General features: G+C 40.8%; 13 protein-coding genes. 6 read left to right on the top strand and 7 right to left on the bottom strand.

All coding sequences use genetic code 11. The annotated features are described in order from the left end of the window. Positions 1–211 precede the first annotated feature (211 nt). Positions 212–406 (top strand): hypothetical protein, encoded by a 195-nt coding sequence (locus tag FTU77_RS13550; protein WP_180056015.1) that lies wholly within the window; start codon positions 212–214, stop codon positions 404–406. A 317-nt stretch (positions 407–723) separates the two neighbouring features. Here the strand turns inward: FTU77_RS13550 and FTU77_RS13545 are convergent, their stop codons facing one another. After that, entirely contained in the window at positions 724–1,899 is a 1,176-nt protein-coding gene (locus tag FTU77_RS13545) for a YbfB/YjiJ family MFS transporter (RefSeq protein WP_180056014.1), read from the bottom strand. A 232-nt stretch (positions 1,900–2,131) separates the two neighbouring features. Further along, positions 2,132–3,562, bottom strand: coding sequence for a pyridoxal phosphate-dependent aminotransferase (locus tag FTU77_RS13540; protein WP_180056013.1), 1,431 nt, complete (start codon positions 3,560–3,562; stop codon positions 2,132–2,134). 228 nt (positions 3,563–3,790) lie between these two features. Between FTU77_RS13540 and msrB the strand changes: the two genes are divergently transcribed. The 4 genes from msrB (at position 3,791) to FTU77_RS13520 (ending at position 7,829) form a co-directional block, all read left to right on the top strand. Next, entirely contained in the window at positions 3,791–4,210 is a 420-nt protein-coding gene (gene msrB / locus FTU77_RS13535; protein WP_078189058.1) for a peptide-methionine (R)-S-oxide reductase MsrB, read from the top strand. Next, positions 4,207–4,695, top strand: a complete 489-nt coding sequence (locus FTU77_RS13530; protein ID WP_078189057.1) for a glutathione peroxidase — start codon at positions 4,207–4,209, stop codon at positions 4,693–4,695. The genes msrB and FTU77_RS13530 overlap by 4 nt, the downstream gene beginning before the upstream one ends. 114 nt (positions 4,696–4,809) lie before the next feature. After that, the gene (locus FTU77_RS13525) at positions 4,810–5,319 is read left to right on the top strand and encodes an energy transducer TonB (protein WP_180056012.1); all 510 of its coding nucleotides are present in this window, start codon (positions 4,810–4,812) and stop codon (positions 5,317–5,319) included. 320 nt (positions 5,320–5,639) lie between these two features. Further along, positions 5,640–7,829 carry a TonB-dependent siderophore receptor gene (locus FTU77_RS13520; RefSeq protein WP_180056011.1) on the top strand — a complete coding sequence of 730 codons (2,190 nt, stop codon included), beginning with the start codon at positions 5,640–5,642 and terminating at the stop codon, positions 7,827–7,829. A 142-nt stretch (positions 7,830–7,971) separates the two neighbouring features. On the opposite strand, the gene dapC is transcribed toward FTU77_RS13520, so the two are convergent. The 5 genes from dapC to FTU77_RS13495 form a co-directional block, all read right to left on the bottom strand. After that, complete coding sequence (dapC, locus tag FTU77_RS13515) at positions 7,972–9,141, bottom strand: succinyldiaminopimelate transaminase (protein ID WP_180056010.1); 1,170 nt, start codon at positions 9,139–9,141, stop codon at positions 7,972–7,974. A 24-nt stretch (positions 9,142–9,165) separates the two neighbouring features. After that, complete coding sequence (glnD, locus tag FTU77_RS13510; protein WP_180056009.1) at positions 9,166–11,832, bottom strand: [protein-PII] uridylyltransferase; 2,667 nt, start codon at positions 11,830–11,832, stop codon at positions 9,166–9,168. A gap of 29 nt (positions 11,833–11,861) precedes the next feature. Further along, positions 11,862–13,076 (bottom strand): formate-dependent phosphoribosylglycinamide formyltransferase, encoded by a 1,215-nt coding sequence (purT, locus tag FTU77_RS13505; RefSeq protein ID WP_180023945.1) that lies wholly within the window; start codon positions 13,074–13,076, stop codon positions 11,862–11,864. A 901-nt stretch (positions 13,077–13,977) separates the two neighbouring features. Then, positions 13,978–14,325, bottom strand: coding sequence for an L-valine transporter subunit YgaH (ygaH, locus tag FTU77_RS13500; protein WP_078189050.1), 348 nt, complete (start codon positions 14,323–14,325; stop codon positions 13,978–13,980). Continuing rightward, positions 14,322–15,074: an AzlC family ABC transporter permease gene (locus FTU77_RS13495; RefSeq protein ID WP_078194362.1), complete on the bottom strand. Its 753-nt coding sequence runs from the start codon at positions 15,072–15,074 to the stop codon at positions 14,322–14,324. Before FTU77_RS13495 ends, ygaH begins: the two co-directional genes overlap by 4 nt. 103 nt (positions 15,075–15,177) lie before the next feature. On the opposite strand from FTU77_RS13495, the gene FTU77_RS13490 reads away from it, so the two are divergent. Beyond that, positions 15,178–15,657 carry a hypothetical protein gene (locus FTU77_RS13490; RefSeq protein ID WP_180056008.1) on the top strand — a complete coding sequence of 160 codons (480 nt, stop codon included), beginning with the start codon at positions 15,178–15,180 and terminating at the stop codon, positions 15,655–15,657. The last annotated feature ends 44 nt before the right edge of the window (positions 15,658–15,701 follow it).

Genomic DNA, 15,701 nt, shown 5'->3' with positions numbered 1-15,701 from the left:
ACCGCACTATTCGAGTGAACTTAGGTAATGCAGAAAATAGAGGGGGATTGATTTCAAATTAATTATTCTCCATAAATTTTACAATGACGTAATTCGAAACATTTATCGGGTTGGTTCCATGAAAATTAGCGGTACATTGGTTGTTGTCCTTTAGTAGATGTACATCTAGTAACAGTACATTGTGATACTTATGATGATAAGGAGAAATGAAATGTCTCGTAAACAGCATCAACAAAACCAACAATCTGATCAACAACAGCAGCAAAATGATCAGCAACAGCAACAGCAACAGCAACAGCAACAGCAACAGCAACAGCAACAGCAACAGCAACAGCAACAGCAACAAGACCAAAAGAAACAGAAACAACAGCCGCATCAACGAAATCAGCGTCAACAACATCATTAATCGACTAAAGACTTTGTGAGTCAAAGTTCATTTGTCCGAACGATTTACTCATTGAACTAAATTTAAGATTTATACGTAGACGAGAAGGAGATGAATTTGTCTAAGAAAACCAAATCACTTAAAAAGGAAATTAAAGCGAGGTTGAACAAAATTTCAAAGCATAATTCTGCTCTGAAAAAATTAAAGAAAAAGCTGAAAAAAGCTTAGCCCATTCACTCTTTATTAAAATGAAAAGACCTATTTATATAGGTCTTTTCTTTGTATGCATGACTTTTGTATGTGTGAATGATGATGCAGTTGAATGTCTTGTGATCGACCTAGACGGTATTTTTGCTCAATTTTGCTGTGCGAGTAAACCAAAAGAGTTGTAGTGTTCCAATGCAAAGTACGCATGCGGCCAAAATAAATTGCTGTGAATAATCAACACCGATTCGCTGTAAAAAACTAAAGCTTAAACCACCGATCAATTGAATAGATGCAAAGCACAGGGTTGCAATACTCCATAGCTTTTTATAGGCGCTACCATAGATTTGCAAAATGGTATAAGAGGTGAGAAAAACCACTGCTGGATTGAGCAAGCCTGTCGCAAAAGAAGACAAAAAAGTAAAAAGTGGATGGATATTAATAATTGCTATAAAAATCGCCAAGACATAGCAGCTATATAAAATTTTAAGAGCGCTGATATTTCCCAGTTTTTGTGCTAGGCAGTAAGCAGCAAATGCCCCTAAAGCACTCCCCAGACCATATAAAATCCAATTGAAATTGATCCCGATCGGGCTTAGGTGTAGGGTGTGAGTTAAATAGTCAATCCAAAATAATGAATGGGGCACGTAAGCAAAAGCACTGGTGCTATACACGATTAAGAGACAATAGAAAATTCCATCAACTTTATGTTCTGCAGCTGAAATCGTGGTGAATGATGTGAGCTGTGTTTTAAAACTCTTCAAAAGTACGCTGAGTAAAATACAAATCAGGCTTGAAAAAGAAAATAAAATCAACCAAGCCCACTTTGTCGACATTTGTTGGATGTAAGGCAAAAATAGCGTTGCCATTAGGACCCCCAAGCCAATGCCGCTAAAACCAATAAAGTTGATTTTAAAGCGGTCTTGAAGCTGTGAACATTGGGCCACAACACTTGGGGAGAGGATCATTAGTAAGCCGCCGCTGATCCCTGAAATAACGCGCCAAGTGCTATACCAAAGTTCTGAAAAACCTGAAAATGCACAACTGAGTAAACTGAGTGTTCCTGCAATAGCTGCAAGTTGGATGTAGCTCACCATACTTTTATTTTGGGGTAATTTCATGGCCCAAAATGCGCCGATTAAGTAGCCGAGCAAATTGGCGCTGCCTAAGATGCTGGCAAAACTTGGGCTCCAACCAAAGGCTTCACGGGTTGAAGGGAGGAGTGCGGTATAGGAAAAACGTAAGATCCCGATGCCTAGGCACATGCTTAGACAGAGAAATAGGCTCAGTTTAATTTTGTTTGAGAACATCCTGTACTCATGTATTTTTATGATTGGTTAAAAAATAACATGAATATGCTGTAGAAAAATCAACAGATCTTAAAGTTTTGACTAAGGTCTAAGCTCAAAATAAATTATTAAAAACTTAACGATTCAAAAAGATAGCTGTGGTGTGAGTACAGTAAGAAGTCAAATTTAAGCATACAGTAATAAAAAAACCGTACAGCACGTACGGTTTTTTTATTTTTAAAGCACTTATGAATTAACGCATTTTCGCCAAGAAACGACCTAAACGAGTGAGTGCTTCACGTAGTTCATTTTCAGCAGGTAAGAACACCACACGGAAATGATCAGGTGTTGGCCAGTTAAAGCCCGTACCTTGAACCAAAAGTACTTTTTCAGCACGAAGGAAATCCAACATGAATTTCTCATCGTCTTGAATTGGGTAAATTTCAGGGTCCAGTTTAGGGAAGCAGTACATAGCACCCTCTGGTTTCACACAAGATACACCCGGAATATCATTCAACATTTCCCAAGCAATGTTACGTTGTTCATATAAACGACCGCCCGGACGGATGAGATCATTAATTGATTGATAACCGCCTAAAGCTGTTTGAATCGCATATTGCGCTTGGTGGTTGGCACATAGACGCATCGAAGCCAACATGTCTAAACCTTCAATGTAGTCTAGCGCACGTGATTTATCGCCTGTAATTGCCATCCAGCCTGAACGGTAACCGGCAATTCGATATGCTTTAGATAAGCCATTGAAAGAAATACACAGCTGATCACCTGCCAATGAAGCAACAGAGACATGCTCAATACCGTCATAAACGATCTTGTCGTAAATTTCATCAGCAAACAAAATTAAATCGTATTTCTTTGCAAGAGCCACAATTTGCTCAAGCACATGACGCGGGTAAACCGCACCTGTTGGGTTGTTCGGGTTAATCACCACGATACCGCGGGTATTTGGGGTGATTTTACTTTCCATGTCGGCAATATCTGGATACCAGAAATTTTCTTCATCACATTTATAGTGAATAGCTGTACCGCCAGAAAGGTTAACTGCTGCTGTCCACAGCGGATAATCTGGCATAGGCACCAGCATTTCGTCGCCATCGTCGAGCAAGCCTTGCATTGCCATCACGATCAGTTCAGATACGCCATTACCAACATACACGTCATTGACGTGCATGTTTAAGATACCTTTTTGTTGATAATACTGACAAATCGCTTTACGCGCAGGGAAGATGCCTTTTGAGTCGGTATAACCAATTGCATTTGGCAGGTTTAGTGCCACGTCATTAATAATTTCTTGAGGCGCTTCAAAACCAAAAGGAGCAGGGTTACCAATATTTAATTTAATAATTTTATGGCCTGCCTCTTCCATCTCATTGGCCGCTCGTAACACTGGTCCGCGAATGTCGTAGCAAACATGCTCGAGCTTAGACGATTTCTTAATTTCGCGTGGGGTGTTAAACGTATTCGGCATTTTTATATTCTCGGAAAGAGTGGAGGTCACTTTTGCATAACGGTATAAATAGCTTTTAAATGTCTCGGTCGTTACTAAATCGAGATGATGTTCGTCTCTGAGTAAAACAACTATTTTTTCATGCGTAAACCCTGCCTGTTGATATTGTTTGATCACGGGCAGCAGATTTTTAAAAATTACGCTCTTTTTCTGCGACATTTTTTAATCCTGAGCAAGAGTAGGGCTAAGATTATCACTAAAGTTGCTCACAAAAAAGCATTTAATTTGGTATTTTGCTTACCATGATTTTATATTTGCTTACCTTTTGCTTTTTTGGTCATTATATAGATTTTGTAAATTGTTGAATAAAGACTAGAAATTTAAGAATGAATGACGTAAATATAGGATTATCCTATTTTAAATACCACGATATAAAGGGACGTCATCATGGGAAAACTCAATAAAACAGAAAGAGAATGGCAAAGAGAATTGTCGCCAGAAGAGTTTCGCATAACGCGTCAGAAAGGCACGGAGCAAGCTTTCACTGGAAAATATTGGAATACGAAACAAGCTGGCACGTATGTATGTCGTTGTTGCGGAGAACCGCTTTTTTCTTCTGAAACAAAATACGATAGCGGTTGTGGTTGGCCGAGCTTTTATAAGCCAATTGAACCTGCTGCGGTAGAAGAAAATGTAGATACGACACACGGTATGGTCAGAACAGAAATTGTTTGTCATCATTGTGACGCACATTTAGGGCATGTTTTTGCTGATGGCCCACAGCCGACTGGATTACGTTATTGTATTAATTCGGCATCCTTAGAATTAGAAACAAAAGAAAAAAATGATGAGGAAACTTATCCATGACCACCATTCACCAGTTTGAAGCAGAATTACTGGACGGAAGTAATAAATCCTTTGCAGATTATGAAGGTAAGGTTTTATTAATTGTAAATACCGCCAGCAAATGTGGGTTTACTCCTCAATTTGCAGGTTTGGAAAAAATTTACGAACAATATAAAGATCAAGGTTTGGAAGTTTTAGGCTTTCCATGCAACCAATTTGGCGGACAAGATCCGGGTTCGAATGATCAAATTGGCGCGTTTTGTCAAAAAAACTATGGCGTATCTTTCCCGATGTTTGCCAAAGTGAATGTAAAAGGCCCTGAAGCACATGTGATTTTCCGTTACTTAACCAATAACTCGAAAGGTGTATTGGGAAATGGCATTAAGTGGAATTTTACGAAGTTTTTAATTGGGAAAAATGGTCAGGTCTTGAACCGCTATGCACCCACGACCAAGCCTGAAACATTGAATGAAGACATTGAAAAAGCTTTGGCTCAGTCAAAATAAAGTGAATTATTGGCGGAACTGAGGTTGATATAAAGGCGCGAAAGCGTCTTTATTTTTTTTGGATGTTTTATACTGACGGCTCTTTATTTGAAGGTCATAACATTGTTTAAGCAGATGGTTAAACGTCGAATTTGTGTTTTAACGGTTTTTTTACCCGTTTGTTTGAGTACAGCGTGGGCAGATAGCAATTTGAACGCTTCTGAATCTGCAAAAACGTCTGTTGATGCCAGCAATCTAGACCGCACGACAGATGCTCGGGTCAACACATTATTGAAATTATTAAAAACACCTGTTGAAGAATATCAACCTACACGTGTTGCTGATGTAATTGATCCACATGTAAAACCGAAAATCTATGAAGTCTCTTGGGTAAATGCACCGCAATATGTGCTGTCTACGTCTGAGAAGAAAGCGTATAAGCATCCTGTCAAACTACAGCTCACCGTGATTGCTGCAACAGGCTACATTGGTAGTTCAAAACTCATCGCAAGTTCAGGCTCTAAAAGCTTTGATCAAAAAGTACAAAAATCCCTATTGGTTGCGCGACTTGAACCTATTCCGATGGTTGATAAAAATCTCAGTTATACCGTTGAGCATGAATTTGCTATTGATCCACCTCAATAAGCCTATAGCAGAAGGCACATGTTAATTATCGTTCTAAGCTCCCCGAATGATCTGTAATTTTCGGGTTTCCATCTGATAGATGAAGTTTGGAGATTAGTTTCATGAGTGGCAATTAAATTACTTAATCCTTGTGTATTTGATGAATGAAATCGCTCTTCGGCAATCAGGTGAGTGTAATTCGTTAAGTTGAGCTTAATAAAAAATTACAATTAAAAAATAAAAAGTAATAAATAAAAAGCATCGTAAAAGATGAAATGAAAGAATAAATGCTAATCATTATTATTTATTATGTGTGCGTATTTTCTAGGATTACTCTCCCAATGTTAAAAATGAAGCAGCTCTGTGTGATGATGGCGTGTGCTACACAAGGGTTCACATATGTTTATGCGAATGAAGTCGCTGAAACGGAACATCCCGCTGCCAATATCGATAGTACTGAAGTTCAAACGCTAGAAGCCATTAATGTGGTCGTGAGTGCGGATGCTTCTGCAAATGGCTTGATGAAGCCTTATGCAGGGGGGCAAGTCGCGACAGGTGGTAAAGTGGGCATTTTCGGTAATCAGAAAAATTTAGAAACACCATTTAATATCACCAGTTATACCCAGCAATATATTCAAGACCGCCAAGCGAAAAGCGTTGGGGATGTGCTACAAGCAGATGCTGGTGTGCGTACCGCCAAAGGTTATGGGAACTTTCAAGAAGCCTATTTTATTCGTGGTTTTGCACTGGCATCAGATGATACGGCATATAACGGCTTGTATGGCATATTGCCGCGCCAATATATTCCAACAGAACTGTTTGAGCGGATAGAAGTCTTCAAAGGTGCTTCGGCATTTTTAAATGGTGCAATCCCGGGAGGAACAGGAATTGGTGGTTCAATTAACTTGCTTCCGAAACGAGCCAGTAATGATCCCTTAACACGTGTGACGGTGGGGACAAACTTCAATGGTGCCTATGTGGCATCGGATGTATCACGTCGCTTTGGGACAGATGATCAATTTGGGGTGCGGGTCAATACCGCTTACCATGATGGCGGAACCGAGATTGATCAAGAAAAGAAAACACTTGGATTGGCTTTGATTGCTGCGGACTACAAAGGAGAGCGTCTCCGCCTATCTGGTGATTTGGGATATAACAATAACCGCCTTTCAGAAAATCGACCAAGTTTACGTTTAACCAATGCGGTTACACAGCTTCCGAGTGCTGCTCAGTATGCTAATTATCATGGTCAAGCATGGACTTATTCAAACGAAGAAGATTTATTCGGAAGTGTACGCGCTGAATATGACTTAACCGATGCAACGACAGCCTATGCAGCATATGGTTTTCGCAAATCAGAAGAAGCCGGTGTTTACTCAAGTCAACAATTAAGTGATACTGCAGCAGGAACGGCAAAACTTTCTGCATCGATGATTCCACGTAAAGATCGTAATCACTCAGCAGAACTGGGTGTCAAAACTAAATTTGAAACAGGTGTTTTAAAACATCAAGTGGTCGCTTCTGGTTCTTTATATCGTGCAGATAAACGCTATAGCTATGGTTATGCCACCAGTTTGAATGATAATTTTTATGATCCAATTTACACCGAAGATTCAAACATTGACAAATGGTTGGGGGTAGAAGGGACTTATCCAAAAGCAGGTGTCAGTACCTTGAAAAGTTTTGCCTTGGGCGACAATATTTCGATGTTAGATGATCGTTTGACCCTCATGCTTGGTGCGCGTTATCAGGAAGTTGATCAAGACGTATATTCTTACGGAACCTATAAATACAATATTAATAAAAATCAGCTTACTCCGGCATTAGGCGTGAGTTATAAATTAACGCCTGAATGGTCTATGTATGCCAATTACATCGAAGCTTTGGTTCAAGGCGAAGCGATTTTGGATAGTGAAGGTAATAACTTTATTGCCGATCCATTTGTCTCGAAACAAAAAGAACTGGGCGTGAAATATGAAAATGGCTTGATTGGCGGAACATTGAATTATTTCTATACAGATCGCCAAAAAGCCTCAGTGAATAGCTCAGGGGCTGCACAAATCAGTCAGGCGACGAATATTCACCAAGGGCTTGAATTTAATGCCTATGGTCAATTAACAGATTCAATCAAAATATTGGGCGGCGTAACTTGGATTGATACCGAACAAAAAGACACATACCAAGGTTTATTTGATGGACATCGTGTGATCGGTGTGCCGGAGTTCCAAGCCAATGTCGAAGCGGATTGGAAACTACCGATTGAGCAAGATGTCAGTGTAAATGGGCGTGTTGTATATACGGGTTCAACTTATGCAAACAATGCCAACACATTGAAACTTAAAGATTGGACACGTATAGATTTGGGTGCAAACTATAAAACGCAAATCAAGAATATACCCACCAGTTTGAATTTTAGTGTGACCAATGTTTTAGATAAAAACTATTGGGCTTCAGCCTCGGTGAACGATTATACGTATTTGTCACTCAGCGAACCTCGAACATTTAAATTGAGTGCTACATTTGATTTCTAATGGTTTTCAGTGATTTCTCAATGCTTGTTTCTAAGTAATTATTGCTAGATGATTAGCGCTGAATGATTGTTAAGAAATGACTCAAATAAAAATGCCCCAAATTTGGGGCATTTTTTGTTTTAAGCAAAACGCTTTAAATCAATTAAAGTACTGTTTTTAAGCGACGAATCACTTCTTCACATTGGGCAATATCGGCAACAAGGGCTAAACGGACATGGTTTTCACCCGGATTACCTTGTGCTGTATCACGCGATAAGTAACGGCCTGGAAGCACTTTAACGTGTGCTTTTTCCAAGAGCATTTTGGCAAAGCTTTCATCATTATCGACTTTTAACCAGTAGTAAAACCCAGCATCAGGTTTTTGTAATGGTAGTAGGTGACCCAGTTCGCGTTGGAATAATTCAAATTTTGCACGGTACTGTACGCGGTTTTCTTCGACGTGTGCTTCGTCATCCCAAGCTGCAATTGAAGCCAACTGGTGTTGAACAGGCATCGCAGCTCCATGATAAGTACGGTATTGTAAATAAGGTTTTAAAAGCGCAGCATCACCTGCAACAAAGCCAGAACGCATACCCGGTAAGTTAGAGCGCTTAGACAGTGAGTGGAATACCACGCAGTTTTTATAGTCATCACGGCCTATTTCAGCACAAACTTCAAGCAGACCAACAGGCGCTTCATCAGACCAAAGCTCTGAGTAGCATTCATCAGATGCAATCACAAAATTATATTGGTCAGACAGAGCAATCAGTTTTTTAAACTGTTCTTTAGAAAGTACCGCACCTGTAGGATTACCCGGTGTGCAGACAAACAGTAAAGCGGTTTTTTCCCAAACTTCAGCTGGTACAGCGTCAAAGTCGCCAAGGTAGTTATTTTCTTCTGTACAGTTGATGAAGTAAGGCTCTGCACCCGCAAGTAAAGTTGCGCCTTCATAGATTTGGTAAAACGGATTTGGCATCACCACATAAGGGGCATCTTCACGTTTAACCAAAGCTTGTACAAACGAGAAGATCGCTTCACGTGTACCTGATACAGGCAGGACGTTGGTGTCTGCACTGATGCTATTGAGTTTAAAGCGACGGGTTAACCAATTTGCAATACTTGTGCGAAGCTCAGGTAAACCCTTGCTATTTGGGTAAGTTGATAAGTGTTGAAAATTATCAATAATAGCCTGTTTCACAAACTCCGGTGCAGGATGCTTTGGCTCACCAATCGATAGGGGAATCAAAGGCAACTCTGCGGGTTTCACATCCTGAAATAGCTTATTTAGCTTTTCAAATGGATAAGGGTGCAATAATGACAAACTGGAGTTCATGGAATGGATACCGATCAATTTAAGTTAATGATGACTACAAACCTGATTCGATGCTTCATCGAGTGCTGACTTTAACTGTGCAGCAAACGTTTCCGCTTCTGAATCACTCATAGGTGAGCCATCTTTTTTAGTGACATAGAAAATATCTTCAGCACGTTCACCGAGCGTTGCAATTTTCGCAGAGTGAATATCTAGACCTTGCATCATAAATAAACCACCAACTTTAGCAAGTAAGCCCGGATGGTCAAGTGTCGCAATTTCAACCATATTTTGTTGAAGTGCTTCATTGAAAGAAATACTCACGGTATTTTCAATATCAAAATGACGCAGTTGACGTGGGATACGACGTTGCATCAGGCCTGGATACTTATCAGATTGGCTTAAGGCTTTTTTGAGCGCTTCAATAACAGTTTGCTCACGTTCAGGATCTGTTAATAAGGTGCCAAAACGGTCAAGTACAACATAAGTGTCCAAACTAAATGCAGTGGATGCAGTGATAATTCGAGCATCCTGAACATCTAGATTCATTCTGTCCAAAATAGCCACTGTGGTCGCAAACAAGTTAGGTTGATCTTGAGTGTAAATAAAGATCTGTACCGCATCTTGTGCAAATTTGCGATGTGCTCGCATCATCACCAATGGTTCTGCATTATTGCCATGTTTTAAAATGGCGCGCGTATGCCATGCGATTTCATCGGCAGATTCTTTCAGGAAATATTCATCACCGAGTTCTTGCCAAACGGTTTCTACATCGTAGAGCGCAAAATCGTTGACTAACAGTTCACTGGCCGCAAATTTGGTATCTTCAATCAGCATTGGATAGTCTACTGGACGACCCAAACCTGAACGAATCACATCACGCGCTTGTGTATATAGTTGACGCATAAGTGATGCACGCCATGTATTCCAAAGCGTCGGATTGGTTGCGTTAATATCTGCAACCGTCAAGGTGTAGAGATAGTCGAGATGCTCCATATCGCCCATTTTCTCAGCAAATTCTTTCACCACATCTGGATCGGAAATGTCTTTTTTCTGAGAAGTGACAGACATCAATAGATGGTTTTGAATCAACCATGCGACAAGGTTGCATTCACGTTCAGTAAACCCATGGGTACGGCAGAAATCAATTGCATCCGCTGCACCAAGTTCACTATGGTCACCACCTCGACCTTTGGCGATATCATGGAAAATTGCCGCTAAATATACAATGTCACGGCGCGCCAGTCGTTGGAATACGGAGCTAACGACAGGGAAGTCCTTGGCAAATTCAGGCTCTTTAAAACGGTTTAAATTACGTAATAATAATAGGGTATGGGCATCGACAGTATAAATATGGAACAAGTCGTATTGCATGAGTCCCATGATTTGCCCAAAGGCAGGAATATAGTTGCCGAGCACACCATACCGTTTCATCGCCACCATGGTGTCATATAAACGGTAGGGTGAGCGAATGATTGCCATAAATAAGGCTTGATGTGCAGGATTGTCACGGAAGTTTTGATCAATACGTTTTGCCGCAAGTGACAATAAACGTAAAGTTCGGGCACGAATGCCTTCAATTTCTGGACGATTCGCCAAGAGGTAGAAAATTTCTAAAATAGCACTTGGATTTTCAGAGAAAATTTTATGATGCTGCACCGCCAATTTGCCATCAACTAATTTGAAATTGGCATTGATCTCTTCAATCTTACGTTCATACTCAGGCAAGCGTGGCGTGATGACAGACTCATTGAAATAAGCCAAGAGCATTTCATTTAACGTCGTCACTTGCTGAGCGCTACGGTAGTAACGTTTCATGAACTGTTCGATTGGATAATTCGGTGATTTGCCTTCTTCACGCTGATAGCCAAATTTAGCGGCAATGTCACGTTGATAATCAAACAGTAAGCGGTTTTCGTCACGCTTGGTTAAGCGATGTAAATGATGACGAATTTCCCAAAGAAAGCTTTCTGTTTCTTCAAGAACACCCAGTTCAAACTCTGAAATAAAACCTAAATGTACTAGGTCATAGATGCGATTGACACGGAAATGACGCTTAGCAATCCAACCGATTTGGTTGATATCACGGATACCACCGGGAGCATTTTTAATATCGGGTTCTAAGTTGCTTTCAGTATTGTTATGTTGAGCATAGCGTTTGGCTTGCTCTTGCATTTTTGCATCATAGAAGGTTTTATCCGTCCATGTCTGCGACACGATACGGCGTGGCCATTTGGCTAGGTGTTCATTGCCCACAATCAAACGTGCTTCGATCAGCGCTGTTGCCACGGTTAAATCATTGGTAGCTTGAGCAACACAATCGTTAATAGTACGTACACTGATGCCCGGCTTGAAATTACCGACATCCCAAAGTGTGGAAATAAAGCTGGATATGAGTTTTTCTTGTTCTGGGCTGATTTCATCTTCAGACAAAATCATGATATCGACGTCGGAGTAAGGCAGCATTTCGCGGCGACCATAGCCACCGACAGCAAATAAACCGAGATCAGTTTGGTCGAGTTCAGCATGTGTCCATAAGAACTTTAAGGCTTCATCGATCAGGTTTGATCGCGCCAAAATCACATCACGAATCGACTGTCCATTTTCAAAGCATTCCTGTAGCTGATTTTCAACATCTGAGCGCCATTGGTTAATCGCCTGAATGTCGTGGTTACTTTTAATGTAATTCAGCAGAGGAAGCGTATTGATCATGAACAGTGGTCCGTTAAGGTGTTACAAACTTAGTTTTGTTGAACACTGACTTGTTGTGCAGCATGTTGAGCAAGTTCACGCGCGTGATCTGTGGTTTCAGCGCGTGCTGTTGCTACACCCATACGGCGACGTTTAAAGCCTTCTGGTTTACCAAAGAGGCGTAAATCGGTGTCTGGATTAGCCAAAGCAAGATTTAAGCCAGTAAATGATAAATTGGTATCATCCACGCCTGCATAGATGACTGCGCTTGCAGCAGTACTGTGTCGAGCAGTATTCACAGGCAGACCAAGAATGGCACGTGCATGCAGTTCGAATTCGCTTTGGAATTGCGATGCAAGAGTGACAAGGCCTGTATCGTGTGGACGAGGTGATACCTCACTAAACCATACTTTATCGCCTTTGACAAACAGTTCCACCCCAAAAATGCCACATCCACCTAATGCAATGGTTACTTTATTGGCAATACGCTTGGCTTCCTCTAAAGCAAGAGCAGTCATGATTTGTGGCTGCCAACTTTCTACATAGTCACCAGCGTCTTGGCGGTGGCCAATCGGGTCGCAAAATGATGTTTCAATTTCACCTGTTTCTGCATTTTTAGCACGAACAGTCAGCAGGGTGATTTCAAAGTCAAAGTCAATTTGTGATTCCACGATCACGGTGCCTTGATTTACACGTCCACCTGTTTGTGCATATTCCCAAGCAGCATCGACTTCATCAAAGCTTTTTACACGTGACTGTCCTTTACCCGAAGACGACATGACAGGCTTAACAAAATTTGGATAGCCAATGTCATCGCATGCAGCACGGAACGCTTCAAGGGTATTGGCAAATCGGTAGGCTGAAGTTGGGAGTCCAAGCTCTTCGGCAGCTAGACGGCGAATCCCTTCACGGTTCATCGTCAGGTTTACAGCTTTTGCTGATGGAATTACTGTTGCGATATTTTGTTCTTCAATCTCGACCAAAACTTGAGTCGCAATGGCTTCAATTTCAGGGACAATCAAATGAGGCTTAACTTGAGAAATTAAGGCTTTAAGTGCCTCAGGATCTGCCATATTTAAAGTATGAGAAAAATGTGCAACTTGCATGGCAGGAGCATGGTCATAACGATCGGCAGCATGAACTTCTACACCCAAACGTTGCAATGAAATCACAACTTCTTTACCGAGTTCACCAGAACCTAACAGTAAGACTTTATACGCTGAAGACTGAAGTGGAGTACCAATAGTGACGCTCATGTAAATCATCCATGCTTGATTTTATGGGAATTTAAGCATAGCAGAACTTGTTCGAGAGATAAGAGAGTGTTCACATAAATAAATGATATTGTCCAACAATTTTTTTTATATCTTTATGGGGGAGCGTTCGTGTAATTATTTATCTGTTAAAATCTTTAAAAAGTGGTAATTAGTTGTTTTTAGTTAAATTCACTTTAAATATGCCTACATTTTTTACAGATGCAGGTAATGGCTCAATATCCAAATTTGCACATTGAAGCGCACAAAGCTGTATAGATGTTTGGCGGAAATTGGGCTAGTACAGCAATCCGAGCAGTGGTGCGACACATATGCATAAAATCAATATTAAGCCAATTAAAATGGCAGTGAAATAGAGTGCGTCTGCAACTACCGATAGAATGTGAAATGATGAATTGAGCCATGAACTGAGGCTAAAAATGCACAATAGAAAAATCAATAAAAAACCCGCCAGCTGCAGAAAATTGCTGAACAGGCGGGGCATCGATATGTGTGAAAACATCAGGCGGCGTGGATGTAAGTGCAGAATCTGCTGTGTGTAGTTATATAAGCCCACAATCGTCTTTTGCTGATTTTTCTCTATATAAATGGCGCGGATCTGATCTGCAGGTTGGTAATGTACAGCGCAGAAATTACCACTGAACAGCTGGCTTTGAATGAAGCATTGAAAATATGTACTTTCGATGGGTTTTTGCAGTCCCCAGCTTAATTCAGATGGTTGTCTAGAATGAATATAAATTTTGCCTTGAATACAATGGTACTTTGCCATCTATGGGGTTTCGCTAGATTTTTATGTTATGCGTTGACTATCTCATAAATATTGCTAATTAAAAGGCACAGGCTGAAGAAGCTTGTGCTTGAGGTTTTTATTTGGATTGTCGCTGACTCAGCTTTAGAGATGAAAAGGTATATAGGTATAGACTAAGCCGTAAGTCAGTGCCGCAGTCAGTGTAGCAGGGACAATTTTTTTAAACTTGAAATACAAGCCTGCAAGCACAGCAAATCCAACTAACATGGCAAAGCTTTTATTTGGAGTTTCAAGCAGCGGCGGTAAGGTTGCAACCACCAACATTGAACTAATTGCGGCAATACCAATCGAGCCCAAAGCGATTTTGAGCCATAAAGAACCACGCTGCTGTGAACCTTGCTGAAATTTCTGAATTACAAAGAATGGCCCAAACCGTGATGCAAAATTCGCAATCCCGACCAAAATCCCGACCAAGATAATTTCTAGATTCATGATGCTTCACCCATATGTTCAGGATCAGGTTTTTTTAAGACATAATGTTTGAATAAACCGGCAAAAATACCAGAAGAAATACCGATAAAAATCGCAGCAGACAAGTCGATAAAGTAGCAGGCAATCGCAGAAACAATAATTGTAACCGTGACCACAAATGTATGTTTTTTCTCAAATGCGGCAAGTAAAAAGCTTAAAAACAATGCAGGCAGCAGGAAGTCGAGTGCGGCTTGTAAAAATTGTGGAAGGTTGCTGACTTGATCGGCAAATAAACCGCCTAAAAATGAGCCTGTTGCCCATGACAGCCAACTAAATAAGCTGAGTCCTAACATCCAAGATTCTGACCATTCTTGACGACGTTGCGACAGTTTAATCATACCTGATGCAAAAACTTCGTCGGTTAAACCCCAAGCCCAAACTGCCGTTTTCTTTAAATTGAGTCGGTCTTGAATCAGGTTTTGTAAAGCAGGACCGTAGAGCAAATGGCGTATATCGAGAGCAATCACAGTGAGTGCAGTCATCCAAATGGATGTTCCACTTCCCAGTAAAGCAACGACGAGAAACTGACTGGCACCTGCATACATAGAGCAAGATAAAAATAAGGCTTCCCACGCAGTGAAACCAAATTGAGTCGCAGAAACCCCAAATGCAAAAGAAACAGGAAGATAGGTAAAGATAATGGCTTGACTATCTTTAGCACCTTGCCAAAAACCCGCAGGCTGAACTGTAGGAAGTTTGTGCTCAGACACGACACACCTTTGAAAGAGTTGAACAACAGGTCAAATGATGATTGAGTATTGTACGCGAATTCACTAGCATATTGCCGAATATGTTTGCTGAAATGAGCCGGATATGCAGAGGTTAAAGATGCGTGGGATACTGATTGTTTCATTATTGAGCAGCACGGTGTTGTTGCAGGCCTGTGGTAATGATGGAGCTGAACAAGCTCAAGTCGAAATTAAAGCAGCACCCAAATTAACCAATGATGCAACGGAGTATGCTGCCAAAGCTTGGGCGTTTATCAATGAAGCCGATCCGATTGTTTATGCAAAGCAAGTCGATCAGATGGAAGAGAAAGTCCGTGTTCCAGCACGTAAATTGAGTACGGAATGGCGGATCAATGTCAAAATGACCGATTCTGTGACTGAAGGGAAATATGCACTGTGTCGTAAGGCTTTGACAAGTCTGGAAATTTGGGCACGTGAAAGTATTGATCAGAGTTCGACTGTTGCACAGAAGCAAGCAGATTATGAGCGTGATAAAAATCAATGCAAAGGTGCGATTGAAAACCCTGAACTCGGAAATACCGATCCGAAAAAAATAGGCGTTTAACTTGATCAAAGCAGTGAAGTTTCACTGCTTTTTTTTTGGAAAAT

Source organism: Acinetobacter sp. YH12142 (genome assembly GCF_013418435.1).
GTDB lineage: Bacteria > Pseudomonadota > Gammaproteobacteria > Pseudomonadales > Moraxellaceae > Acinetobacter > Acinetobacter amyesii.
This window is presented reverse-complemented; position numbering and strand designations above follow the sequence as displayed.

Excerpts from the sequence above, each read along its gene's own strand:
- FTU77_RS13545 (WP_180056014.1), bottom strand. The coding sequence starts at position 1,899 with ATGTTCTCAAACAAAATTAAACTGAGCCTATTTCTCTGTCTAAGCATG.
- FTU77_RS13520 (WP_180056011.1), top strand. The coding sequence starts at position 5,640 with ATGTTAAAAATGAAGCAGCTCTGTGTGATGATGGCGTGTGCTACACAA.
- ygaH (WP_078189050.1), bottom strand. The coding sequence starts at position 14,325 with ATGAATCTAGAAATTATCTTGGTCGGGATTTTGGTCGGGATTGCGAAT.
- FTU77_RS13550 (WP_180056015.1), top strand. The coding sequence starts at position 212 with ATGTCTCGTAAACAGCATCAACAAAACCAACAATCTGATCAACAACAG.
- FTU77_RS13540 (WP_180056013.1), bottom strand. The coding sequence starts at position 3,562 with ATGTCGCAGAAAAAGAGCGTAATTTTTAAAAATCTGCTGCCCGTGATC.
- FTU77_RS13530 (WP_078189057.1), top strand. The coding sequence starts at position 4,207 with ATGACCACCATTCACCAGTTTGAAGCAGAATTACTGGACGGAAGTAAT.
- glnD (WP_180056009.1), bottom strand. The coding sequence starts at position 11,832 with ATGATCAATACGCTTCCTCTGCTGAATTACATTAAAAGTAACCACGAC.
- dapC (WP_180056010.1), bottom strand. The coding sequence starts at position 9,141 with ATGAACTCCAGTTTGTCATTATTGCACCCTTATCCATTTGAAAAGCTA.
- msrB (WP_078189058.1), top strand. The coding sequence starts at position 3,791 with ATGGGAAAACTCAATAAAACAGAAAGAGAATGGCAAAGAGAATTGTCG.
- purT (WP_180023945.1), bottom strand. The coding sequence starts at position 13,076 with ATGATTTACATGAGCGTCACTATTGGTACTCCACTTCAGTCTTCAGCG.
- FTU77_RS13525 (WP_180056012.1), top strand. The coding sequence starts at position 4,810 with ATGGTTAAACGTCGAATTTGTGTTTTAACGGTTTTTTTACCCGTTTGT.
- FTU77_RS13490 (WP_180056008.1), top strand. The coding sequence starts at position 15,178 with ATGCAGAGGTTAAAGATGCGTGGGATACTGATTGTTTCATTATTGAGC.